This window comes from Ignavibacteria bacterium (assembly GCA_016707005.1).
Taxonomy (GTDB): Bacteria; Bacteroidota; Ignavibacteria; order Kapaibacteriales; family Kapaibacteriaceae; genus UBA10438.
Map to the genome: position 1 here is coordinate 51447 of JADJIQ010000002.1, position 25676 is coordinate 77122.

Below are 25676 nucleotides of genomic sequence, written 5' to 3' on the forward strand. Positions count from 1 at the left end.
AAAGTGCAATAAACAGTAGAACTGCGATAGGAGAACCTAGCATATTGGATCCGTTCAATGCGCGACCTTTCACTACTGAGGTTCTTAAGTGAATTCGAAGAAAGTGGAGAATCCGCCTGTCTTGACCATCAAGTTACGAGATGCCACTACCCCTTCTCATCGCTGAACAATGATCTTGCGAACTCCGTACTGCTGAACGTGCAGATATAGGCCGGGTGTTTCAACCTCTGACTCGTCGCCGGCTACTCTACGTCCTAAGAGATCATAGATGCCCAGCGGTATTCCGACTTCCAGGTGTGCCTCTCTTGGTTCTTGCTCTACGCTCGATATGCCGTCCAAGAGAATGGATGCTGTGTAGTAGTTCGTGGTGAAGTACAGGCGACGTTCATTGTCATCGAAAGCAATGTCCTGGATCGAGATCCTCGCAAAGTCAACAAAATCAGAGGTCAAAGAGGCATACGTCGATCTCACGCCATTCCGCAGAACATCGATGATGAGGACTGCATTAGAATCGCCTTGAATGTGCGCCGATATGATATCGCCTGCTCGTGTTAGGGTGGAGTGGGCTTCTAAAGAGTCGACGGCTGACTCCCACGTCAAGCCCGCATCATGGGTCCACATTGTGGTTCGCTGGTCCGTTAACAAGCCGTGATTACCCTTCGTCATCATCCGTGGTTGAGGTCGCAGTGAAAGTACCGGAATAGGATGTTGACTCCATCTATCAAGATCTCCATCAACAGTTCGCCACAGTGAACCCTTCAATGTGAACGCTACGTAATCGCGGTCATTGAAAACCATGAGGTAGCGCAGATCGTCCTTACACAAAAGAGTGCGTAATGGACTGTTGCCTTCGATCCACATCACCTGATTCGATCCACATGGCATTTCGAGCGCATAGAGAACTGTGAAATAGTAACGATCACTGCTGGGATGAAATCCATTGCTACTGTACCCCGGAAAGAAGACATCGGATTTCAAGATTGATGTTCGGGGGCGAACGTGGACTGGAAAGAACCCATGCACACTCAGCCAGAAATCGTCAACACTCGTTCCGCCTGAAGGGATGACAAGGGGTGAAAATTGTGCATTAGCAAAGACATTCTTGTCAAGCGGGCAGCGAGTCCACACATCTCCGGACGGGCGGACAAATACATCCTCGGGAGTTGTTGCGACTATTCCATCATTGACACCATAGAGAAACTGTGCACCACGTTCTTGAAGACCCGCGTGCTCAGTGGTGGTTGTGGTTTCTAGGATGAATAGAATAGAGTCACGAGTACTAGCAATAACAACATCTGAACTTGCGCTCACGTTATCTGAGAGGTTAGAGCCCCTTACCAACGTATCTACACGCGAATTGGCAGGGTTGAAGCGAGTAAGCAACCCACGGTTCATCACGATGATGTTGTTCGGGTCAGAGGTCAGGTGGAGATTTGCAGAGCGTGATGCCGACGAGTCGCCATACATTGTCCAAGATGCGAATTGATCACTCGATAGTAGGATCCCACGCTCAGCGTGAAGGGCAATATGCGTGCGACTGCTGTCGACGTAATATGAGTGCCTACCACTCAGCACGTTATCACCGAGCGGAATAACGGCGGGTTTGTCTTCGTAACGAAATCGAACAAGTTTGTTTGGACTAAGGGTGAGTATGGAACCGTCGCTGCATGGGATAACATCAGAGAAGGCGTGCTCTTCGCCCAGGTCCACCGTGTCAGTTCTGATCACCTCAAGCGAAGGCCATCGTTTCCAAACAAATCGCACTGATCGGTCGCCACTCGTCTGAACTAGCCCTACGATGCTATCTGAGTGAACGAATTGATACTGGTGATACACTCCTGCCTCGAGTATGATCTCCTCGGTCTTCGGTTGAAATCGAAGTGTTCCCAACGGAACATGCGATACAACGAGTCCGTTGGGATGTACCGTCATGATTTGTCTCAGTTCAACGAGACTCGACTGTTGTCCAAGCGATCTCCAAGTCCGAGAAGCTTCATCAAACACATACAATCCGTCGAACGAATTCATGAAGGCCTTCTCCCCGAAGATCTTCATACTTCCTATATAAGGGGGCAAGCCCAGTTTCTCAATGCGGAGTTGGGGCTGAGCATTCAGTTGTACGGAACCAACGATCAATGCTACGAGGAGGAAGATCCACATGGTGATTGCTCTCATTACGTGATTGCCAACCTGCTCGGTTCGCTGATCCACCAGTAATGTTAGTCAATATGCAGCGAACCGAAAAATGGCGGGTTGACGCGGAATCTCCAGTTAGGGGGCTCGGAGTCTTCAGTACCTAGCCCAAACGTACACTGGCGATCTCTCTCAATGGAGCATCGATACACTTGAATTCATATTTCGTCAGACAACAGCTAAAGATTGTAGCATATTACTCCATCAGTCGTGTAATAAACTACAATTGTGGGATCTCCACGTAGGTCCCTCGCTCTGGGTTTAGCAACTCTGCATATCAGTTGCTGCGGTGGACGGTTGCGGGCGGAATGAGGTGGGCGCAACGAGCGGGATCTTCAACAGACTACGGCTTGACTGAAAGAGGCAAGGTAGCCGATGCCATCAGTACTTGATCACCACCTCGGTTGTCACAACATTTCCGCGCGTGCGAACAATCGTATATAGCCCAGAAGACTCAGAAGACAGATCGAATCTGACCATTGTATCGGTTGGTGAGGGTTGTACAATGTGAACGGTTCTTCCTTCGATCGAGAAGATCTCGACTCGCGTAGAGCCCTCAACAATTGGAATTGTCAGGATATCGATCACGGGGCTTGGAGAGCTTTGAGTCGTGGTCTTCTGACCATCTACAGCCACTCCAGATACAAGTCCGCATGGCACGGGAAGTGGCACGGCTGTATACTGACGCGGTGCATCGTCGCGGTTAAGTTGACGATACGTGTTATCGCCCCATCCGTGTAGAGATCCGTCGCGCATGATGGCATATGATGAGAACGAACCAGAGCCGATCGCAACCACGTTGGCAAGTCCTATCGCTTTCACAGGTTCAGCTGTGTTGTTGTAGTACGGATTTCCTAGCTGACCAAAGCCGTTATCGCCCCATGTCCACACCGTACCATTTTCAAGCAAGACCACGGTATGGTATAGACCACCAGTGATGGCAATAACCTTGCCTGGCATAGGGATCTTCGTCGGCACCTTAACTCTCTTCGTGTTCGATACACCTAGCTGGTTCTTGTCGTTCTGTCCCCATACCCACACGTCACCATCAACTGTGACAACTCGCATAGATCCGAAGACATTCATGAACCCACTTGACGTTCCTAAGGTCAAGGCAACACCTGGTGTTTGAAACATCTTTCTTGGCTTGTCATAGTACAGATTGGTTGAGCTATCGATTTGATTCTCTTGATTTGAACCCCAAGCCCATATCGATCCATCTTGACGTACTGCGTATGCCGTTGCAATGTCACAAAAGACATCAAGTACACTGTCAAGTGGCACCGGCGTGCACCCGGAATCAAGAGGTGTTGTTGTGCCATTTCCATATTGCCCCTGTAGGTTAGCACCACTGACCATTACACTACCGTTCCTCAAATGGTAGTAGGCATTCGCATCACTTGTCGTGGCAGTTCGAACACTGTTCACGAACGGTAGTGCCTGTGGCATTGCTTCCCTCCACTCCCACGAGGGCATCCCGAACTGATTCCAAGTCATTCCTCCCCAGATGTAGACGCGACCGTCAGAGTCAATTGCCATGACACCATCATGCCTACCGATCAGCCGAGTAGCTGGGGGCACCTTCGACCGAACAGCTTCCTGAGACGGAGTCATTGTCCCGTCACCAAGAAGTCCATCTCGATTCTCACCCCAAGAGAAAACGGCTCCATCCACGCACAGAATAGAGGCATGACGACCGGATCCAATGATCTGCTGCGATACAGCTTCTACAGCTGAAATCACAAAAAGGAACACGAAGGCATTTGCTATCAGACAATACTTATGGTTGGACATGCACCCTCCCCATTCACTTGATCAGAATCGATGATCGAGTTTCAACCGAAGCGCCCGACTGCAAGCGATAGAAATACACTCCTCCGGGAAGGCCGTGTGCATCCCATTCTGTCTGATGGGTACCGGCGGAAAGGTTCTCAGAGATCAGCGTTGCTACGTGCTCGCCGAAGGCACTGAATACTTCCAAGGATACCGGCCCAGAATGCGGAAGAGTGAATCGTATGATTGTGCTTGGGTTGAAGGGATTCGGATAGTTCTGCTCGAGAACAATGCTTGAAGGATGACTGCTTTGGCTTTCCACAGAAGTTATCAGTTCCGACAATGGTCTCCTCCAGACGCCGTCGTCACTAGTCCCAGCAAAGAGATTCGTGCCGGAGACGGCAAGTGAATAGACGATCTGATTTGTCAAGCCGGAATTGACCTCACTCCAGTTTGTGCCGTTATCGGATGAGAGAATGACCCCGCCGAACTCACACCCCGCAAAGAGAACTGTGCCAGAGGCGGCGAATGAACTGACACGTCGCTTTGTTAGGTCGGAATTGATCTGACTCCAGCTGGTGCCGTTATCTGTGGAAAGAAAGGCGCCGTCGTAAGTCCCTGCAATGAGATTCCTCCCTGAGACGGCAAGTGAGATGACAACCACATATGTCAAGCCGGGACCAACATTTCTCCAGTCTGTGCCGTTGTTGGTGGAAAGAAAGACACCGCCCTCAGTCCCGGCAAAGAGATTAGTGCCGGAGACGGCAAGAGACAAGACGAAATTTTTCGTCAATCCGGTATTGACCGCCTTCCAGCTTCTGCCGTTGTTGGTGCTACGAAAGACACCGTCGCCGTAAGTCCCGGCAAAGAGATTCGTGCCGGAGACGGCAAGAGAAATGACCTGAGTGTTCGTCAATCCGGAATTATCATTAGTCCAGCTTGTGCCGTTATCGGTGGAACGAAAGACGCCACCGTACCCAGTCCCTGCAAAGAGATTCGTGCCGGAGACGGCAAGAGAAGTGACACCAGTGTTCGTCAAGCCGGTAATCGCCTGAGTCCAGCTTATGCCGTTATTGGTGGAAAGAAAGACACCGACCCTAGTCCCGGCAAAGAGATTCGTGCCGGAGACGGCAAAAGAACTGACACCACTCTTCGGCAAGCCGGTATTGACCGGATTCCAGCTTCTGCCGTTGTTGGTGGAAAGAAAGACGCCGCCGCCCTCAGTCCCGGCAAAAAGACTCGTGCTGGAGACGGCAAGAGACTGGACATAACTGTTCGTCATGCCGGTACTGACCGCAGTCCAACTTGCGCCGTTGTTGGTGGAGAGAAAGACACCGTCCCAAGTCCCGGCAAAGAGATTCGTGCCGGAGACGGCTAGAGACCGGACAATAGTTTCCGGCAAGCCGGTATTCACCGCAGTCCAACTTGTGCCGTTGTTGGTGGAAAGAAAGACACCGCCATAAGTCCCGGCAAAGAGATTCGTGCCGGAGACGGCAAGGGACAAGACATAACTAATCTTCAATTCGGTACTGACCGCAGTCCAGCTTGTGCCGCTGTTGGTGCTAAGAAAGACACCGCCGCCCTCAGTCCCGGCAAAGAGATTCGTGCCGGAGACGGCTAGAGCATTGACATCGGAGTTCGTCAAGCCGGTTTTGACCGCAGTCCAACTTGTGCCGTTGTTGGTGGTAAGAAAGACACCGACCTCAGTCCCGGCAAAGAGATTCGTGCCGGAGACGGCTAGAGACCGGACATTAATTCTCGGCAAGCCGATACGGACCGCAGTCCAACTTGTGCCGTTGTTGGTGGAACGAAAGACGCCGCTGCCTTCAGTCCCGGCAAAGAGATTCGTGCCGGAGACGGCTAGAGACAAGACGATATTGTTCGTCAAGCCAGTATTGACCGCAGTCCAACTTGCGCCGTTGTTGGTGCTAAGAAAGACACCGGCGCTACCATAAGTCCCCGCAAAGAGATTCGTATCCGAGACGGCCATGCATCGAATATCACCGCCATGCGGTCCGTTGGTTTGCACCCATTGGGCTAACATCGGATTGCCGGTCGCCATGAGAAGTACGGCTAAACATACTGCGGCCTTGATAGAGAGTGTCTGTAAGCAAGTGCTTCGTTTCATCATGAAGAATCTCTTTCTGATAAGGACACGACAACAAAGCCAGTGTACGTAAGGAGTACTTTTCTCGTAGTTGGTTTCAGAAAACCGTAATCGACAAGGGGCATACCACGGCGCAGTTGCATATCCATTCAGATGCGATCCTGTTGCACTGCTCGTAATTCCACCTGCCCTGACCGCAAACAACCTCTGTACTGTAAGCACTGGTGATCTTCCCTGTGCAACAGGACAACGTCAATCTAGCAAAGGGTTTAGCAACCTAGCATGCCATTAGATGCCGCGGTCAGTTACATGCGGAATGATGCGGTCAACACGAGCGGAATCTTCAACAGACTACGGTTCGACTGAAAGAGGCAAGGTTGCCGATGCCATCAGTACTTGATCACCACCTCGGTCGTTACAACATTTCCGCGCGTGCGGACAATTGTATAAAGCCCAGGAGACTCAGAAGACAGATCGAATCTGACCATTGAATCGGTGAGTGTGGGTTGTACAATGTTAACTGTTCTTCCCTCTATCGAGAAGATCTCAACGCGCGTGGTACCCTCAGCAATCGGAACTGTCAGGATATCGATCACGGGGCTAGGTGAGCTTTGGGTCGTGGACTTCTCATCATCTAGAGCCACTCCTGATACAAGTCCACATGGCACGGGAAGAGGTACGGCTGTGTACTGACGTGGTGCATCGTCGCGGTTGAGTTGACGATAGGTGTTATCTCCCCACCCGTGAAGAGATCCGTCGCGCATGATAGCATACGATGAGAACGAACCGGAGCCGATCGCAACTACGTTGGCAAGTCCTATTGCTTTCACAGGTTCAACAGTGTTGTTGTAGTACGGATTTCCAAGTTGACCAAAGCCGTTATCGCCCCATGTCCACACCGTACCATTCTCAAGCAGGACCACGGTATGGTATAGACCACCAGTGATGGCAACAACCTTGCCAGGCATGGCGATCTTCGTCGGCACCTTCACTCTCTTCGTGTTCGGTACACCCAGCTGGTTCTTGTCGTTCTGTCCCCATACCCACACTTCACCATCAACTGTGACAACTCGCATAGATCCGAAGACATTCATGAACCCACTCGATGTTCCTAAAGTCAAGGCAACACCTGGTGTTTGAAACATCTTTCTAGGCTTGTCATAGTACCGATTCGCTGAGCTATCGATTTGATTCTCTTGATTTGAACCCCAAGCCCATATCGATCCATCTTGACGTACTGCGTATGCCGTTGCAATGTCACAAAAGACATCAAGTATACTGTCCAGTGGCACCAGCGTGCACCCGGAATCAAGACGTGTTGTTGTGCCATTTCCATATTGCCCTTGCGAGTTAGCACCACTGACCATTACACTACCGTTCTTCAAATGGTAGTAGGCATTCGCATAATTGGTAATGGCAGTTCGAACACCGTTCACGAACGGTAGTTCCTGCGGCATTGCTTCCCTCCACTCCCAAGAAGGCATGCCGAACTGATTTCCGGTTATTCCTCCCCAGGTGTAGACGCGGCCATCAATGTCAATAGCCGTAACACCATTATGTCTACCGATCAACCGAGCAGATGGGGGCACTTTCGAACGAACGGCTTCCTGAGACGGAGTCATTGTCCCGTCACCAAGAAGCCCGTCATAATTCTCACCCCAAGAAAAGACAGCTCCATCCACACATAGAATAGAGGCATGCCTACCAGATCCAACGATTTGTTGGGATACAGCTTCTATAGCTGTAGTCACAAAAAGGAACACGAAGGCATTTGCTATCAGACAATACTTATGGTTTGACATAGGCCCTCCCTATTCACTTGATCAGAATCGACGATCGAGTTTCAACGGAAGCGCCCGACTGTAAGCGATAGAAATACACTCCTCCGGGAAGGCTGTGTGCATCCCATTCGGTCTGATGGGTACCGGCGGAAAGGTCCTCAGAGATCAGTGTTGCTACGTGCTCACCGAAGGCACTGAAAACTTCCAGCGATACCGGTGGATGGAACGCTCTAAAATACCCCCTCTGATCGGACTAAAGTGACAGGCGTTGAACGGACCAAAGTGACAGTCTTGTTCGGTCAACGGTGACGGGTTGGATCGGAGCAAAGTGCCCCCCCACGACCTCGTCATATCGACAGCGCGTTATCGGCCTTGAGCTCATACACTGCCGGCGACATGAGTATCTCGGAGGATGTTCCACCATTCTCTTGGACTCATGTCCAATACACCGATCTGTATGGGTACAGTACGACAAATTCTTCGCCTATTGGCCCGCAAGAAGAGCATGCAGGCCATCATCGAGATGACGGGAGTCTCTCGCAATACACTGCGCAAGTATCAAGCGCGGTTTGACAGAAGCGGCATCGGCATCGACCAGCTGCTAAACCTCAGCGATAAGGAGCTGCACGATCTATTCTTGCGTTCGCCAGAGCCGCAGCCGAATCGCCGAATACAAGATCTCTTCACATTGATGCCACGGTATGAACGCGAGCTCAAGCGCCGCGGCGTGACCAGACGTCTTCTCTGGAAAGAGTACCGCGCAGCCCACCCCGACGGCTTCGGTCACACGCAGTTCAATCGCTACATAAATGTGTGGTTGAAACAGGCGCAGCCCGTGATGCACATCGAACACAAGGCCGGCGACAAGATGTATATCGACTATGCCGGTGCGACATTGGACATTGCCGACACCGCTACGGGCGAGGTCCACTGCGCGGAGGTCTTCGTCGCGATCTTGGGTGCCAGTCAGCTGATCTACGTCGAGGCTGTGGCCAGTCAGGGCAAGGAAGACTTCATCTATGCCTGCCGGCACGCACTGGAATACTACGGCGGCGCGCCGGAAGCTATCGTGCCCGACAACCTGCGCGCAGCGGTGACCAAGAGCAGCAAGTTCGAGCCGGTGATCAACAGCAGTTTTCAGGACTTTGCTTCGCACTACGGGATGACGGTGCTACCGGCCAGAGCCTACCGGCCTCGTGACAAGGCACTCGTCGAAGGCGCGGTCAAGATCGTCTACCGGCGGATCTTCGCCCCGTTGCGTGATCATGTGTTCACGTCGCTGACAGAACTCAACGTGGCGATTTATCGCGAACTAGAAGCCCTCAATGCATCGGCTTTCAAAGACCGCACCTACAGCCGCAGGCAACTCTTCGAAGAGATCGAGCAGGGTGCGCTGGCGCCACTTCCCAAGATCCGCTACGAACTGCGCAATGAGCTGCGAGCTACGGTCATGCGCAACGGGCATGTGCCATTGAGCGCTGACAAACACTACTACAGCGTACCGCACATTCACATCGGCCACAAAGTCAAGCTGCTCTACACTCGCGCAACGGTCGACATCTACCACCACCACGAGTGTATCGCTTCCCATGCACGATCTACGCGTCCGTATGGCTATTCAACCGATGCCGATCACTTGGCCTCCACCCACCGGTTCATGACCGAATGGAGTACCGAGAGATTCCTCGCCTGGGCAGGTGGCATCGGCCCCGATGTCCACGACTATCTCAAGCGCATTTTCGAGCTGGCACCGCACCCGGAACAGGCCTATCGAGGCTGCATGGGGATCCTCGGCTTTGCCCGCAAGATCGGCAGCGACAGACTGAACATGGCCTGCCAACGGGCCAGCGACTATGGCAGCTTCGGCTACGGCGCTATACGCAATATCATCGAGCGAGGACTCGACTTGGCAGGCGCCGATGAGTCAGCCCCGGGCAGCATTCCGGACCATGACAATATCCGTGGTGGCGCACACTATGATGACCAACACCCTGATGACCAGAACCCTGACAACACCATTAACCCCGAGGAACAACCATGATCCAAGACACCTTAGAGAAGATGCGCAAGATGCGCCTGCATGGCATGCACCGGCTTTTCAAGACCATTGCCGAAGGCACTCTCCCCGACGAGCTCACACCCGATGAGCTCGTCGGGGCCTTGGTCGATAACGAATGGGACGACCGCCACAACCGCACCATTGAACGAGGACTCAAAAACGCTCGCTTCCGCTATAAAGCTTCGATCGAAGCTCTGGAGTTCGGCATTGACCGCAATGTTGAGAAGCACGCCATCTTACGACTTGCCGAGTGCACCTTCATCGATAAGTGTGAGAACATCCTCATCACCGGAAGTACCGGCATCGGCAAAAGCTACATCGCTTCGGCACTCGGCCACCAGGCCTGCGCGGCCGGTTATCGCGTCGCCTATCACAACACCGCCAAGCTCTTTGCAAGGTTGAAAATGGCCAAGGCCGACGGGTCGTATCTCAAGGAGATATCCAAGCTTGAGAAGCAACATCTACTCATCCTCGATGACTTCGGTTTGCAGCCCTTTGATGCTCAAAGCCGAGCCGCGCTCATGGAGATCATCGAAGACCGACATGGTAAGTCATCCACCATCATCACATCACAGATCCCCGTGGGCGCTTGGCATGACGTCATCGGCGAACCTACCGTCGCAGATGCTATCTTAGATCGTCTCGTCTACGCTGCCCATCGTCTTGAGCTTAAAGGTGAGTCACTCAGAAAGCGTTCTCAAGTAGCCGCCGAAAAACAACTCAACTAACTATCTTTTTTTCACCAGCTGGCAGATCATGTCTAAGCTCTCTGGCAGATAATCAGACTGTCACTTTGCTCCGTTTTTAGGGGGTCAGTTTACCCGTTCTATCCACCTTGGTTCCTGCACCATTCGTAACCTTCATCTTCTTGAAGTTGATGGGAATAAATGTTCTCTGTGGAGGCAACTTGTATCCGTAAACAATGCCATCGGCATGACAACTCCATGCGTAGAAATTGCCACTATTCGATGCGTTGACAACCGGTGTTCCCCAATATCGCAGTCTTTCAAAGGCAGCACAGGATCCACCAGATTGCGCTCTTCCAAGCCTTCGTGAACGCCCCTCGTTGCGCGTGTAGTTGTTTGCCTGCAACTCCCAAGGTATGTCAGCGTCAAGCTGCGCTTCGTAGATGACTACGTCTCGAAGAGCAGGGTTGTCTTCCTCACACGAGTAAACTACGTAAACGCGAGACCTCGCTGGGGTGATGGACCTGTCGTAACGTACAACAACGCTGGGATATCCACACGACGGCCTATTCAATGGATTGATCATCGTAGTGTCAGTGCCGATAATGGTATCAACGATGTAACTATTGATCGTTATTGGGTTCTCCCATTGAATTGCGCCGAGATCGACACAATCGTCTTCTCCAGCACAACGTATGGGCATAGCCGTGCTTCGCTGATAGAAAACGTCCAGTGGATTTCCTGCACTAAAAGGTAGGTTGGGATTTGAACGACGGTGGTATACTAAATGATATCGCATGGTTGCGCCATTCGTCGTTCGCATATACGTGCGGGGCTGGCATTCAGCACTATTACTACCACACTGTGGTTTCGGTTCTGTGTGCATTTGCCAACCTGTGATCTGTGGAAAGTGCACAAGCTTGCGTTGAGTGTTGTGGTCTAGAAAACCTCGGGAGATATCCTGGCTATTTGTGCGGACTGCATCATCGGCCATTAAGACATCTACCTGAAACATCTTGCCTTCTCCCGGAAGGAGTAGCATGGCAAGCTCTCTGTCCTGGCCGATGACAGTGTCGATGCCTCCTCCCATCTCACGAATCCGCAACAGCCGATATCGCCCATCGGCATGACTGTAATTGAATGGGAGCGTAACTTCTCTTGCGCCACGCTGGCCATATCGCTCTGCTGGCCCACGAGCCTGCCACTCGTCATACGACACATTATTCCAGTTTGAAGAGTTGCTGTTTTGGAATGCCGCACCAGGCGGGAGCATTCGAGGGTCAGTGCGCCTGTTCATTAATCCAATGACTGCAGAGCTTGTCATCGTTCGGTCGTTCGGAAGCGAAAAAGCCGTTACGTCAATGAACGTTGAATCAAATACCTCGTAGTCAAAGTGCCCAGGGATGCCGCTAGCTATGAACACGTCCCTCTTCCGATTTGGATGCCGGGTTCGCAACCTGCCCGCTACGTTGCCAAGATCAACAAAGGAACCTAGTGGACTTGGACTGACACGCGCCACATTTATTTCCGTAAAACCATGCCCATACCAACCTTCAAGCCTCAATTGAGTTAGGATGTGAGGATCTGCATCGGTCCGTCCATTTGTTGCTCGCCCGAGAACCGTTCGCATAGCGTGTAGCCTGTCTAGGACTTCAACACTTACATTGGTAAGTGACCTTGTGCCAATCCAAAGACGAGCATTGTTGGGGTCATTGTCATTAAGCGACGTTCTTACTGTCTGAATATCAGGACGGAAATATGCCGCTACATTCGTAGGATCATTGTCCTCCAACCAGTCTACGCCGGCTTGATCACTTAAGAACCACGCGCGCCGCGCCTGCATGTCGACAGGGAATGGTGGTGGCGCTCCATTCGGATCAAACCACCCCATCAATCCATTTTCAAGGTTGTCAGAACCTGGATCAGTGTCGTCTATAATGTCGTGAAAGTCAACTGGAAATACCGGAAACGGTGCGCCGTCTCCTTCTCTGCTTGTTTGACCTCTATAGAGCATAAGGCCTTTGGCACCAAGCATGACTGGAAGCCAAAGCGCCACTCGTGCTTCAGTCATCGATCTTGGTCGGTTGTTTAAAAAGCTCGCAAAATGTGCTGCATGACCACGAACCTGCATGTGAAAATTCAGCCAAACCTGCCCTAACCACGGAGTAGTCCCGAAGAGCATATGCGGGTGCGCTGCGTAGTCAAGACGTAAAACCCGCTCTAAGTTTGCTAAAATTCCGCCCGGATTAGCTTGTAAGTAAAGGTCAATGTCTTCAGTAGGACGAATTGGAAGTGTGTCCGGACGCAACACACCATTAATGTCTGCCATCGGCCTCCAATCGAGATACGTGTCGGGATCATCATGTAACAACAATAACCCGCCACCCATGGTTTGACTCCGCATATCAAAGAGTCCATATCTGATACCCGCAAATCGGTGTATTATACCCACAATCGCAGCGTCATGTGCAGCGCGTTCTACATCAGTAGGAGGCGGAGTCGTTGGTAGCGGTGGTAGTGTTTGCCAGGCCACATTATAACCACGTCTAACCGAATATGATGCAAGTTGAGGTGGGGTGGTAAAGGTTGCACCTTGCCACAAAACAAGCGGTTGGGTACAGTGCCTGAAGTCTTCGGGATCCTCCATGCCTACCTCGGTCATAAGTCGGCCCCCAAGCAGTGCATTAATGTACCGGTAACTCTTCCAGTACCTGCGCGGTCCTTCATCCCTTCCATAAAATTGCCATACTTGGTATGTCGGAGGATTATTGGTGCCACCGAGATTATTCTGCATCGTGCGCAAATCCTGCAGGTAACGGTTTGCCGAATGTTGAATGCGCTCATCTTCCTGGCCAGTAAAGAGTCGACCTGCTAAAGGTGTTTGCAATCGAATGTTGCGAATGTCAACTCCTAGACCTAAATCTCCATCATCATGATGCCTAACAGATATGCTCATCCTGCCAATACGGTCTGCATCGGCTGTGTTGCCATCGTTACGTCGAAGCAGAGGATTGATCCATGCATCGTTGTTTGGATTTGGTCTGCATTCAAATCGTGCAATGAGTGTCACTTCTCGGTTAGGGTCCGTCATCGGAGGTAGCATTTCCTTTGTTATTACGAACTCTTCAACGTTCACATCGACAAAAAATTCCGGTATTCTAGCAATCAAATTATTGTTCAGATCATTCCAGTTTTGCCAGGTAATTGGCAGTTGAGGGATTGCGTTAAATCTGATGAGATGGGTATTTACACCTTCTACCCCTAACCCGTAAGGAAGTGTTATAGTCAACACCGGATCGGTTGGATTCCCTGCTGCCGGATCATCTTCAGTTCGTCGAATGGTAATCGACAACTCCATTATGAAAGTATTCTGCACGTCAAAACGGTCAAAACCATATGGCGTTCGCGGCGGAGCCCATCCACGTAGCATGTCATTGGGACGCGCATCTTGTAAAACTATGGGGTCAGTGTTGTCGCCGGCAACACCGCGCGTGTATCGCATCCGGTACGTACCATTTTCATTTTGAACCGTACCACCCTGCCGCGAAGCCCAACCAAAAACTCCACCTGAAACGTCGTCTGTGCGAAGTTCGAATCGGTTTGTATTAACAATATGGTTTAACCATGGAGAAAACTCCATAGCAACAGCTTCACTTGGATTAGTCCCTGGTCTTTCCTCTGACCAATTCACATCTGTATCAAGCTGGTCGATGTCTTCTTCTGCCTGAGAGATGCCCTTAACCGCTGGGATCAGTTGCAGGTTCGGCACACCCTCCCGCAGAAGTACATCTTGCATTATCCGCAAATGCCGAAAAGGAGCGTTCTCCGCCTCGTCACGATAGTCTGGCACATGTAATCTTCTAGTTCGTAGAATCTCTTGCGCTGGTCTGAAAAGACTCGTCCAGTTCCAGCCTACCACGAAATCTTGGATGATCGGTGTCGGGTTCTGAGCGTTTGCTTGAGGAAGCTCAAACATCATCTCTCCACCAACAGGCATGTTTCCGTTGGCGTCGCGCACCCATAATAAGTTTGGAAGTCTTTCTGGTTGACGAATCTGTCCTTGCAGTGAAGGAGTTGTCAAGGCGACGATTGCGAGGTATAAGACGATGTTTATTGATTGCAGTTTCATGCCAACCCCCTATTGAATAACAAGTGTATATGACAAAGACTGGGCACTTACCGTAGACGCAATTCGCAACAAGTGAGAACCACGAGGGAGGTTGGTAGGAAGTTCAATGGTAACGAGATGTTCTATTGCCTCCGCGGGCCCAACGGCTAGTTCTTGACCACCAATTGAAACAATAGACCAACGAACTTTAGCGTTTTCACCCACCCAACGGGCATTCACAGTTCCGCTTGCAGGATTGGGGTATAAAAGAGGGAATTGTTTGACGTCCTGCCCATCGCTAATGGATGAAAGTGCAAGGTTGAACCGCCCGGCAAGTATGTCGCATTTATACCGTGATGTGCTAGACAATAATATATCAGCAGACATATAACCTCGAGTAAGGTCTGAGGAGAACAACGAAAAACCCGTGAAATCGTCGTGATTCGTAAATGTCTTGGTTTCGCATCGCGCGAAGGGAATTGTGTCAGTGAGCCGGTAGAACATTCCTGTACGAAGTTCTTCGGCCATTGATGTGTCGTTGCGAAAGACAAATGCCGTTTGACCGTCTGTTGACAATGCATAGCTATGCATGTCATATCGTCTCTCATCTCCTGTTTCTAGTTTTCCTGACAGTCCCCACCGTTTTTCGCCCGTAGCCACATCGTAAACATGTACGCGCGGGTACCAACTCAGGCCAAGATTTGTTGTGATATCGGCAGATGTGATGATGAACTTGCCGTCACCGGAAAACGTTGGTGAGGTAAATCTTCCGGGAATGTAACTCCGACGATACTCGCCGCTCGTAAGCTCCATGATGGTCAGTTGGGAGCCTGCCACTGAAGATGATGTATACACTAGTTGCGCGCTTGCATCATCAAAATCATACATTGAATTTGAATACGAATCTGTATTGACTAATGGCAACGCGAACATGGTATCACGTTCTAGGTCATATAAAGCAAAGCGTGTAGAATTCTCAATGAGCCTGGGAGCGACAACGAACCGACCGTTCGGAGAAATACTGCAGACGTATTGCTCCCATGGATTCGGGATCTCAAACGGTAGCTCCTTGATGAGCTTGTTTTCCGGGTATGAGATAACAGAAATGTGAAGGGAACCGGAGCTAAGCCACATAACACAGAGACGAGACCCATCTGAACTCGAATAGATCCGTTGTGGGCGTAGGTTTGGTTTGCCCACAATCGGACGGAGATCGATTGAGTCAATACGGAAGCCCGTAGTTGCGTCGAAGACGATGAGAAAGTAATTATTTGGAGTATAGAAGAGGATGTCTGCTTTTTCAGCGAGGGCTAAGAATGGACCACCTAGAGCAGGTCCTTCATTTGGGTTGAAACGAGTAAATGTCCACATCGTGTCACTTACAATCGGTGGTACGCTCTCCTGTGCCCGCACGTTTGTTAAACACAGAGCAAATAGACAAACTATGACCATCATTGAAAGTGCAATGATTTTCCCGTTTGATGGATTCGGTAAAAGTCTTTGAAGGAAGAAGCGCATATGATCCTCACGAATTAAATGAAACACACTTGCAAAACAGGTAGACAGAAACATCATGCCATGTGTTGAACGCAATCTCGCGATGCATTGGCAACTTTCAACCTTTACAAAACCTTAACTGACGCACCCACTGAACGCGTGCTAGCAAGATGACTATTTGATGACAACATATGGCTAATATTCATTAGACGGAATGATTGTTAAAAGAGGGGTATACAACCCTGGATTTACCCCCGCACCTTCTCAATATCTTCCATGCGACTCTTTTCAGTAAGGGCAGTATACTTCTTCATGGTCTTGTAGCTCTCGTGTCCAGTGTAGCTCATCACGACCTCGTGGCGCATGCCCCTTTCAAGAGAGTTGGAGACAAAGGTCTTGCGAGCGACGTGACTTGATAGGAACTCCCATTTAGGAACGCATATTTCCATTCGTAAGAAAGAGATCGCGAACACGATCCAATCGTGGGTTAGCGCTTTGCTGCCTGACGCTTGGCGAAGAAGTGCTGATTACACATCAACGAGATCAACCCACCTGTCTATGAAAGCGGGGGAAGATCAGAATGACACGCTATTTCGCGTGATTGTTCTGTCCCATGCCAGTCCCTCCCTTGCTTAACAGACCATAATTATCGCTGGTAGTGTTTTGGGGGAGCAGGTCAGTCAATCACAGGCGGAAAGCAGTTGTCAACGCGAGCAGAATCTCCAATCTACGTGTGCAGTTTTCTATACAGATTTCTCCCACAATTGTCTCTGGGTTCGAAGCCCCGAATAGGGTCAAATACCGTCAGTATCGGCGTCAGTAAACGACCGTCAGTAAATGGAAGGGGCTTTACAGTAGGTGATTGCGGGTTTTCTTCCGAGTCCCAACGGGATCACTGCCTTGCATGCGACCTTAGCAGGCGACCTTTCAGGCGACCCTTCAGGTCCGTCATTGAGCTTAGCTCACTCCCTAGCCCCTTTCTCACGCTTAACTCTTTACAACGCTACAACCGGCAATTGCTATACAAGAGAAACGCGTGATGCCAAGGGGTGGAGCGACGAGCGACCTCGTGGAATTGCCTCTTACTCTTGCCGTCGTTGTCTTCTGCATCCAATAAGGATCGGTGATCAGGTACGGGTGACATGAGACGGACAGTGCGAGTAGCTAAAGCGACTATTGCAATTCTACGAGACCGTTTAACAGAACTTCGATATCTGCTCTGTTTTCATCAAAAAGACTCTGACCTGTATAGATCACGAATTGAACTGACCCCTTCTTGCTTGAATAGTAGTAGCCGAAGTACGAAATACGGATGCCTTGGATTGTTCCGGACATCTGCATCATCAATACTTGTTTGCCGTTTACCGTTCTGAACTCCTCCTTGACAACTCTCAGATCGGGTGATACTTCTTGAGCGTTACTAACAGCCAGCTCCTTCAATGTCAATACCGGCGCTTCAATCTTCTCCGTGATCAACATACCATACAGATCACTCTGCTTCTTCCTGAAGAAGTACTCAACGTCATCGTTGTCTCCCTTCGTAGAGAACGTCCACTTCTTTGGATTGATCCATACACCAACATCAATATGCTTGCTCCGTACAAGAAATGTTGCTGTTGGATCCTTCACAAACAACGTGTCATTCAAGGATATCTCCGTCTCTTTGTACGGACCTTCCTTTAGTTTCCACGTCCCATCGTCATACAATAACACCTCTTCTCCGTGCTCAGTGATCGCGACTTTCTGTGCAATAACAGAGAGCGAAAAGCAAAGGAACGACGCAATCAATAGACAGTACTTCATTGGATCATGTTAATGGATGGACAATCACTCGAGAGAATCTACACAAAGGTCATAATTTTCTGCTTGACATTCCACTCGCTTGTAAACCATTTATCGCGTATTTCACGAGAACATGACCACCCGATCTCGCAACAACGAAGAGTTGTCGTAGGTTTTCTGTCTCGATGGTGATGCGTACTTGGTGGTGACCTGTAGCTTGCGTGATCGACCGACCTACGTGGTCATACACAGTGACATCAATGGACCCATCTCCTGTTACAACGAGCTGTCCGTCAACAATGTTTACCGTCAGTGGTTGCGTGAGTACTATCCTCCGTGCGGATAGCGCACAGCCCTCTACATGTACTTCACCGGAACGTACCGCAGTTGTTGCACAAGTATCGAGAATCTCTGCGTTGGCATTCACTGTTCTGCTCGTGTCTCCGTTCAGCAGAACCAGAGCCACCGGACTGAGCACCTTCACAGTAGAGTCGAGATCAATGTCTACTGAAGTGTTCCACGGGGCTTGCCAAACTAGACCCTCATGCTCAGAGAGTGTGAGGCGAACGGAGCCCCCTACTTGGGCAGATGTCACGGTAACAGGGACAACGGCATAGTCCCCTACCTGCACATTGGCGTTCTCCACCTGCACGGTGATCGTGTGAGGGGGCAATACACTGACCTCCACACTATCAACACCCACACATCCATCACTACCGGTTCCTTCAACAACAAAGACGGTGCGCTGCGTTAGGGGGACGGTGCGAGGTGTGGCAGAGGTGGGATCGTCAACAAGTGATGCGGGTGACCAGCGGTAGGTGACGGCTCCGCTCGCTGACAGATCGAGCTGCCCACCAACACAGATCGAAACATTGGGTCCGGCATCGACGTCGGGCGCAGAACGTACGGTAATGGTATCGGCGATCTGCACTGCACCTGCATTGTTGCGGACAGTGAGCGTGATGATGTACGTGCCAGCCGTATCGTAGCAGACGCGAGGAGGGATAGAATCTGTAGAAACGGCTGGACGTCCGCCGGGGAACGACCACAACCACTGTGTTGGACTGCCTTGGATGTTTTGGGTGATAACAGTGCAGCCCCCTTCACAGACATCAGAAGCGGAGATAGTTCCTGACGGAAGATCACACGTCAACACGGGTGTTGGACGCGGAAAGGTACTCTCGATGCACGTTGGAAGGCCGAGTCGCGGCTGTGAGATGCCGGGGAATCTGTGGGCCATGGAGGTAACAACTACGCCAAAGTCATCGGTGTATGCCATCTCACCCACGTTGTCGTTGAAGGTGAAGTAGATCTTTCTGTTGGGTCCAAGCTGCAATGCTGCAGGATAGGGATTGGTAAGCGTGGTGGCAAAGATCAGTTCAGGCGCTACAGTCTGATCGAAGTTCAATAACGGAACTGATAACCGAACGATGGACGATCTCGTGATGCCATCTGTCCCCAAAGCTCGTACAGATGTATAGAGGTAGTTGCCCGAGGATGTGAAGGACAGACCGTAACAGAATGATGCACGTTGCCACTCGGGCAAGGTAGAGAGAGTGATCTGACGTTGTCGAGACACAACTCCCGTCGACGGGTCGAAGTCATACAGTCCGATCACAACATCATCAACACTGGTCATGGCAAGCCGTCTACCATCACTCGAGAACTTCATGATCCCCGCTTGTTGAGGCAGAGTTGACGATATGAAGCGTGACGTTACCTTCACCGGATCGATACCTGACATCGTTACATGGTAGGCAACGAACTCAATGTTCCGAACAGCACTATCGGTGTATTGCGTAACAACCCAATATCCCGTCCCTGCCGCATCGTGCGCTGCAGCGATACGCTCCGAACCCGGTCGAGGATCGAGAACGATATCACGCTCCACCATCGTCCACCGTCCCGCAGCACCCAGCTCCGCCCTATTGAGCGTGTAGTGTTGTGTTCCCGTTGCGCTTACATCCGTCATGTCCGGCGGTATGAACAGATACACGGACAGGGGGCGAGACACATCCCGCACCCACAGAGCCCCTTGAGAAGAACTTGAACCACCGCTGAGAACAGTGCCGTTATCGAGCACCCTCCCCGTTCCGTCGAAGGCCGTCTCCCCCATCGCATAAAGCGTGAGCGACCCAACACACGGATGCGAATAGGTCGAACTCCCTTCCCGCGTATCGATCGGCAGATTCAGGATCACCCGCGGAGTATCAAGGATCCCACCGCTCCCATTGTTGAACGTCAGCCCCGCATTCGTACCGAACACCCACGTAGCATACTCCGTCTGCGCATGGGCGGCAGACAGAGAGATCAGCAGGAAAACGACAATCGTGGTGAATTGGGGCATGGAAGAGAGTTTTCGCTGTAGCAGGATGTGCAATCTAAGGTTGAGCATAGCATATCGGGGATGCCAAAACAACAGGACCGAGCTGATAGATTAACCATCGAATCCTCAAGAACCGCATATTGCCATCTGCGGTCATCCTGTCCCCTCCGTTACTATACTTAATGCCTTCGAATCGATCATTGTATGTGAGTCTGATCTTCACCCTTCTGATCCTTACGATGTCCGTAAGGAGCCAAGACATGCGCGGAGAGCTGTTCGTTTACCCAACCAGTTTCTCCGGCTCTGAGAGTGATACTAACGTGGTTTGGATGTTGACGGATCGGGGCGCGCTCTATACTGCCCCTTCAATGCGAGATGAATGGACATTTGTGTCCCGTGTTCAGGTGCCGTGGTACAGCGATATTCTTGGTTCTAGATCTAGGAAAGGTGCCATTGAGTTTGTGGCAGTGACAGACTCCCTTCTTGTTGTTTTACAACGCGAAGGTTATGATGAGCTGGAAGCCATGCGAATGACACTCCTTCGCTCAAGGGACCGTGGAAGAACTTGGGAGAAGATCCGCCTTCCGCACGACACCATCGCAGTTAGTGTCACTTCGGATACGAAGGGACGCATATGGGTCGCCTGCACAAATGGAGATCTGATCCATTCCTCGGACATGGGTTGGAGCTGGACCGTGCTGAGATCTTCACCTCCCGATTCCGGGCTTATGTCGTCGATCATGATGCTTGACTCACTAAAGGGTGTAGCACTCACAACACACAACATGGTGGCGATCACAGCGGACAATTGGAAGACGAGTCGGTTGATGCCTGCCCCGAAAGCATACATTCCAAGTGTTTATTATACCCGGTTGAACACATTCCACATCCCAGAGGTTCTACTTCTCAACGATGTTGTCTACGTCACGAGACCTGACCAGATATGCTACTGTAGTGCATCAGACACGGTCTGGCACAGATTGACGCCAACGATTTTTCAGTTGTCATTCGACCGAGCTAATCGGCGTGCCATTGGGATTACTGAAGAAGGGGCGATCCTTGCCCTCCATTCGCCTCGTGAGTATGACACATTGGCTACGCATAACTTCATACGCGTCTTGGACCCGGTCATCATCGACGGTCAAGACGTTGCCGTTCTCATCGACAACACACTATGGCATGTAGCAAACGGGCATTTGACGAAGGTTGTTATGTTGAGTGCCGAGAATAAGGCAGCGACCCCTCGTCAAGTCATGAAGGTGCAAGGTGGATACGTTGGGTTCGGCTATGACTGCGTGTACTTCAGCCATAGTGGTTCCGATTCAACATGGCAACGAATAGTGACACTGCAAGAAGACATGTGGAAGCCACGGTTGGTCAACGATAGCACTATCGTCATGAATTCATGGATCGGGCATCAACAGATCAATCTGCGAACATGGCAGGTATCTGCATATACACATCGACTGCCCATCACGTCGTTTCTAAATCACGATATCAAGACTCTCACCGTGCAGGTTCGCTATTCTTCATGTTTTGGACCGAGTGCTGATTCAAAGATTACATATCACCGTTTCGCATCGGGAGATCTCGTTTGCAAAGGGTGGACGAACAGTAAGCGGAAGATCTACTTCGCCGATACGTTACCTATTGCCGAGCTCCGGGCTGGTCTCGTTCGCTTTAATGAGGATCCGTATAGACAGGTATCTACACACGATCTTGGCATCACCAAAGCAGACGTCGATTCCTTTCTTGCTGATCGTAAACCCAAAGATTACGACAATGACCCTGGGCAACGTTCGCGGTTTGATTTGATCTCGACAAGATCTCGTGAGTTTTTTTCCGTGGACTCCGCCGTCCCGTTCGTTGTGGACGTCGACAGACGAGAGCTTAGGTTCAGTATTAACGATAACGCGACTATTGCAACGCTGGTAAACACTGAAGACGACACGCTGACAATTGTCGTAACGAACAAATTCCCCTATACGCTTTACCCTCTCTCGATTTGGTATGGAGAGCTTCAATTCATAACCTTCGATCCTTCGCTCCTCTATTGTATCGGCGAGGCACTACCACCTAACTTCGAAAACCGATACTTCTTCACACGATCGTCGATCATTGATTACGTTACGAGCCAACGGATGAATGACTCTAGAGACTGAGACAACTCGTCATGCCGAGCGCAGACGAGGCACCGCCCATCGATCCTCCCTTCGGCAGGACAGGCACCGCTCGGGATGACACGAGAGTTCGTCATGCCGAGCACAGACGAGGCACGCCTCTTCGCCTCTTCGCCCCTTCGCCTTTTCGCCCTTTACACCTTCACTGCCCCCGGATCTGCGAGTTTACTTCCAACGTATGCGCTTGAGGTAAGACCCATCAGGACGAGCATGGAATCGTCGATGTCGGGGATGGTGATGGATTGATAGACCTTGGTGAGATAATACAGACCAAAAAGAATGGTCCATACAAGCATCTGCACGCGGGCGAGTGAGGCGGTTCCGGTGTTGTCGCGGACGATGTCCTTAATAAAACCCTGACTCTGCTTGTACACATCCGGAGAGTCCCTGTCAATGCTTAAGAGCTTCCTATCAACCTTTGCATCATAGGCGGCTGCAGTGAGCCCCGTAATCGTAGCAACACCAAGAACACCAAGGACCGATGGCGGGAACGGCACAAGGACGTCGGTCACAAGCCATAAGAAGATCGATGATGCAACAACGATCACGTACCAGAATGCCATCTGCACATACGCTAGACTGAAGGGGGCATTCACATTGACCCTGCCATCGGAGAACTTAGCAGTTGAGGCGCGGAGCATGCCGGTGCGGTTACAGGAGATGTAGAACAACACGAGGATGAGCAACGTGAGTCCGACGGCGAAACAGAGTCTGAGCGGACGGATCACGTGTAGGTTGAGAGAGTATCCGTTTCCACTGTTGTCACGCTGGATAATGCCATCCTTGATAACATGATTCTTACTCACCGCAGTGGCATACTGTCTACCGGTTGTTGCGTCGGCCACTGTCACCGATACTTTGCGTTCAAACGACCGTGGATTGCCGACAACCATCGCCCAAGCATTGTTGTTGGCTTCATTGAACTCATTCATCGACAACATGAATCGCACTTCACCTGTGTACCGATTAACGCTATAGGCACGGATGCCGTCAAGCGTCACATTATCCAACACCAAGGCAATGTTCGACGGAAGCACGACCTGCTCCAGCAAGGCCTTCACATTGTGCACCTGAACAACCAACCGGTTATTCAACTGAGCTGAGTTGCGATAGTCTTCATCCTCACCCCAACACGAGGTCACAATGGGATATTCGATCGGTCTACTGCTTGGCCCCCTCCATCGAAGGGTATCATGGGCAAAGGTGGAAGTGCAGGCAGCGAGAACCAGTGCCAAAAGGATCACAATGCGATTCATACCCCTCCCTGCCGACGTGATATGTACGTATGAGTTTCGTCTTATCGACAAAATATACCATTGCACGTACAATCTATCGTCTGGCCAGACTCAGTGCAAAGTTCTTAACTGCGTCCACTCTAGCCAGATAATCTTCAATGCTCTGCTCCACTGGGTAGTCCGGGAGAACTCCTACTCGATCTGACAGCTTCGAGGCTGCTGATACATGAGTGTTGTTCGCTACTGAGACCTCGAGCTTCGTATTTCTCAGACGAAACAATGTCTGTCCGGCTGTACAGAACTGATTCGAACCTAATTCCTCTCCAATGATCGTGCCCAGGTCATGCTCATTTACAAGGCTCATAAAATGCCCCGTTGTAGAAGTGCCATTTCCATCGATCAAGAAGAAGAGGTTCCCATCATAGACATACTCATTGGGTTTCAGGACTTCTTCACCGTGTAGAATGTCTGTCTTGCCTGCGAATTGCGCCGTTGAGTAGTACGTGAACGGTCTATCAATCAGATACTGAAGCAGATGGATACTTGCGTACTGAGAGCCGCCCCGATTATATCGGAGATCGATGATCAGATTTCTATACTTCTTGCTACGGACAACCTTCATTGTGCTGTCGACAAATGCTCTGAATACAGGGAATTCGCCCCACTCATAGTAGTTAAACGATGCGATCGTTAGGACAGCCGAGTTTCTATCGATCTCTTCAAGACACAAGTCCTTTGCACAACTTCGTATCGATGGATCATAGAGCTCAGTTGCGACCTTCTTTGCTGTATGAAGTTTGATTGCACCTGCCTTACCTTGAACGACAATTTCGAAGCTCGTTGGCAAACCAAACGCGTATGGTAGAAGAGCCGCAAAGTAGGTGTTGAATTGCTGTCGTTTATTGGTCTGAATATTGGCTTGTGAAGGGAGATGCTCAAACACATCGGACAGGAGTTTGGTTGTTTCGATTCCGTTGATGCGAAGAATCTCATCTTTTACCGCTACTCTATCTGCGTTGTTCATTGGGTCCACAACGTACAGCTTAGCAGCCACGAGTCTAACCCTCAGTGGGAACATCTTCTCAAGGGGCAACAGAGCATACTCATGATAGGCGTTTTGCATCGTAGAAGATGCCGTGTGTGAACACCCAATGCTTGCGATGATGGCGTTGCAATGCCAGGCAAACTCGGCATAGGTTGTTGTGGCAGTGATCAATGACTTTCTATAGTTAACATTCTTCCAGTACTGTTCCTTTGTTATGAACTTCAGGGCATGTGGATGGATGGACAACAACTTGTGCCCCAACTGATCCAGATCTGCTCCGTATTCCTCGCGGGAATAGACCTTCTCATACTTTTCTCGTACAGTGAGGGGCTTCCTCTCAGGATGGTGTATCTGTTCGATAATATCTTCTGCATGGAAGTTGTCGGGATTGAGGAGCAGCGATCTTTCATAGTCCAATAATGCCCGATTCGTGTCCTGTGCGAGCAGGTGTGCTTCGCCCCTACTGTCATAGGCGTTTGACGAGTTTGGAAACTCCGTTACAATCAAATCGAAAATGGCTATCGCGTCTGCCAGACTGTCCTTCCACAAATACGAGTATCCGTACAGTGTAAGTTCGTTTTCATTTCCGAAGTCGTACGTACCTGGTTCTTCTTCTCGAAGTCGATAGTAGAGTGCAAGACGCTCTTTCACTGGCAGGTGCGCATGTTCCTTGAGTTTCGTTACGATCGACAGCTTCTTTGCCTTGTTCTCAGGGGGCTTGTTAGCGCATGAGAAGAACAAGAGGCAAATCACAGCTGAAGCACAAACCAGCGATACACTTCTCATAGGTACATTTATAGGACGTGAGACGACAATCTGTGTGAAAGCCGAGATGATTCGTCATGCCGAGCGCAAGAACGTAAAACGGCGGCACCATCTGTGATGGTGCCGCCGTTTGTTTCGC

Annotated in this window: 12 protein-coding genes and 1 pseudogene; 3 read left to right on the top strand and 10 right to left on the bottom strand. The window is 50.6% G+C overall.

The window, feature by feature from the left end:
* Positions 1 to 156: 156 nt before the first annotated feature.
* The 4 genes from IPI29_03260 to IPI29_03275 form a co-directional block, all read right to left on the bottom strand.
* The gene (locus IPI29_03260) at positions 157 to 2175 is read right to left on the bottom strand and encodes a hypothetical protein (protein MBK7411554.1); all 2019 of its coding nucleotides are present in this window, start codon (positions 2173 to 2175) and stop codon (positions 157 to 159) included.
* Positions 2176 to 2574: 399 nt separating this feature from the next.
* The gene (locus IPI29_03265) at positions 2575 to 3987 is read right to left on the bottom strand and encodes a hypothetical protein (protein ID MBK7411555.1); all 1413 of its coding nucleotides are present in this window, start codon (positions 3985 to 3987) and stop codon (positions 2575 to 2577) included.
* Positions 3988 to 4000: 13 nt separating this feature from the next.
* Positions 4001 to 6097 carry a T9SS type A sorting domain-containing protein gene (locus IPI29_03270; GenBank protein MBK7411556.1) on the bottom strand — a complete coding sequence of 699 codons (2097 nt, stop codon included), beginning with the start codon at positions 6095 to 6097 and terminating at the stop codon, positions 4001 to 4003.
* Positions 6098 to 6462: 365 nt separating this feature from the next.
* The gene (locus IPI29_03275) at positions 6463 to 7875 is read right to left on the bottom strand and encodes a hypothetical protein (protein MBK7411557.1); all 1413 of its coding nucleotides are present in this window, start codon (positions 7873 to 7875) and stop codon (positions 6463 to 6465) included.
* Positions 7876 to 8359: 484 nt separating this feature from the next.
* Between IPI29_03275 and IPI29_03280 the strand changes: the two are divergent.
* Both IPI29_03280 and IPI29_03285 read left to right on the top strand, forming a co-directional pair.
* A pseudogene (locus IPI29_03280) lies at positions 8360 to 9832 on the top strand (IS21 family transposase).
* Positions 9833 to 9891: 59 nt separating this feature from the next.
* Complete coding sequence (locus tag IPI29_03285) at positions 9892 to 10641, top strand: ATP-binding protein (GenBank protein MBK7411558.1); 750 nt, start codon at positions 9892 to 9894, stop codon at positions 10639 to 10641.
* Between the two features lie 76 nt (positions 10642 to 10717).
* On the opposite strand, the gene IPI29_03290 is transcribed toward IPI29_03285, so the two are convergent.
* From IPI29_03290 to IPI29_03305, 4 genes are all read right to left on the bottom strand, one after another.
* Positions 10718 to 14728, bottom strand: a complete 4011-nt coding sequence (locus IPI29_03290; GenBank protein MBK7411559.1) for a hypothetical protein — start codon at positions 14726 to 14728, stop codon at positions 10718 to 10720.
* Positions 14729 to 14737: 9 nt separating this feature from the next.
* Positions 14738 to 16078 (bottom strand): T9SS type A sorting domain-containing protein, encoded by a 1341-nt coding sequence (locus IPI29_03295; protein ID MBK7411560.1) that lies wholly within the window; start codon positions 16076 to 16078, stop codon positions 14738 to 14740.
* 1299 nt (positions 16079 to 17377) lie between these two features.
* The gene (locus IPI29_03300; GenBank protein ID MBK7411561.1) at positions 17378 to 18007 is read right to left on the bottom strand and encodes a hypothetical protein; all 630 of its coding nucleotides are present in this window, start codon (positions 18005 to 18007) and stop codon (positions 17378 to 17380) included.
* A 49-nt stretch (positions 18008 to 18056) separates the two neighbouring features.
* Entirely contained in the window at positions 18057 to 20381 is a 2325-nt protein-coding gene (locus tag IPI29_03305; protein ID MBK7411562.1) for a PKD domain-containing protein, read from the bottom strand.
* A 137-nt stretch (positions 20382 to 20518) separates the two neighbouring features.
* On the opposite strand from IPI29_03305, the gene IPI29_03310 reads away from it, so the two are divergent.
* Positions 20519 to 22474, top strand: a complete 1956-nt coding sequence (locus IPI29_03310) for a hypothetical protein (GenBank protein MBK7411563.1) — start codon at positions 20519 to 20521, stop codon at positions 22472 to 22474.
* 152 nt (positions 22475 to 22626) lie between these two features.
* Here the strand turns inward: IPI29_03310 and IPI29_03315 are convergent, their stop codons facing one another.
* Together IPI29_03315 and IPI29_03320 are read right to left on the bottom strand one after the other, a co-directional pair.
* Complete coding sequence (locus tag IPI29_03315; protein ID MBK7411564.1) at positions 22627 to 23748, bottom strand: hypothetical protein; 1122 nt, start codon at positions 23746 to 23748, stop codon at positions 22627 to 22629.
* A gap of 73 nt (positions 23749 to 23821) precedes the next feature.
* Positions 23822 to 25558 carry a peptidase S41 gene (locus tag IPI29_03320; GenBank protein MBK7411565.1) on the bottom strand — a complete coding sequence of 579 codons (1737 nt, stop codon included), beginning with the start codon at positions 25556 to 25558 and terminating at the stop codon, positions 23822 to 23824.
* Between the last annotated feature and the right edge of the window lie 118 nt (positions 25559 to 25676).

Bases quoted from the DNA above. Each gene is read 5' to 3' on its own strand.
- IPI29_03300 (MBK7411561.1), bottom strand. From the start codon at position 18,007: ATGAAGTACTGTCTATTGATTGCGTCGTTCCTTTGCTTTTCGCTCTCT.
- IPI29_03270 (MBK7411556.1), bottom strand. From the start codon at position 6,097: ATGATGAAACGAAGCACTTGCTTACAGACACTCTCTATCAAGGCCGCA.
- IPI29_03265 (MBK7411555.1), bottom strand. From the start codon at position 3,987: ATGTCCAACCATAAGTATTGTCTGATAGCAAATGCCTTCGTGTTCCTT.
- IPI29_03305 (MBK7411562.1), bottom strand. From the start codon at position 20,381: ATGCTCAACCTTAGATTGCACATCCTGCTACAGCGAAAACTCTCTTCC.
- IPI29_03295 (MBK7411560.1), bottom strand. From the start codon at position 16,078: ATGTGGACATTTACTCGTTTCAACCCAAATGAAGGACCTGCTCTAGGT.
- IPI29_03285 (MBK7411558.1), top strand. From the start codon at position 9,892: ATGATCCAAGACACCTTAGAGAAGATGCGCAAGATGCGCCTGCATGGC.
- IPI29_03290 (MBK7411559.1), bottom strand. From the start codon at position 14,728: ATGAAACTGCAATCAATAAACATCGTCTTATACCTCGCAATCGTCGCC.
- IPI29_03320 (MBK7411565.1), bottom strand. From the start codon at position 25,558: ATGAGAAGTGTATCGCTGGTTTGTGCTTCAGCTGTGATTTGCCTCTTG.
- IPI29_03315 (MBK7411564.1), bottom strand. From the start codon at position 23,748: ATGAATCGCATTGTGATCCTTTTGGCACTGGTTCTCGCTGCCTGCACT.
- IPI29_03260 (MBK7411554.1), bottom strand. From the start codon at position 2,175: ATGAGAGCAATCACCATGTGGATCTTCCTCCTCGTAGCATTGATCGTT.
- IPI29_03275 (MBK7411557.1), bottom strand. From the start codon at position 7,875: ATGTCAAACCATAAGTATTGTCTGATAGCAAATGCCTTCGTGTTCCTT.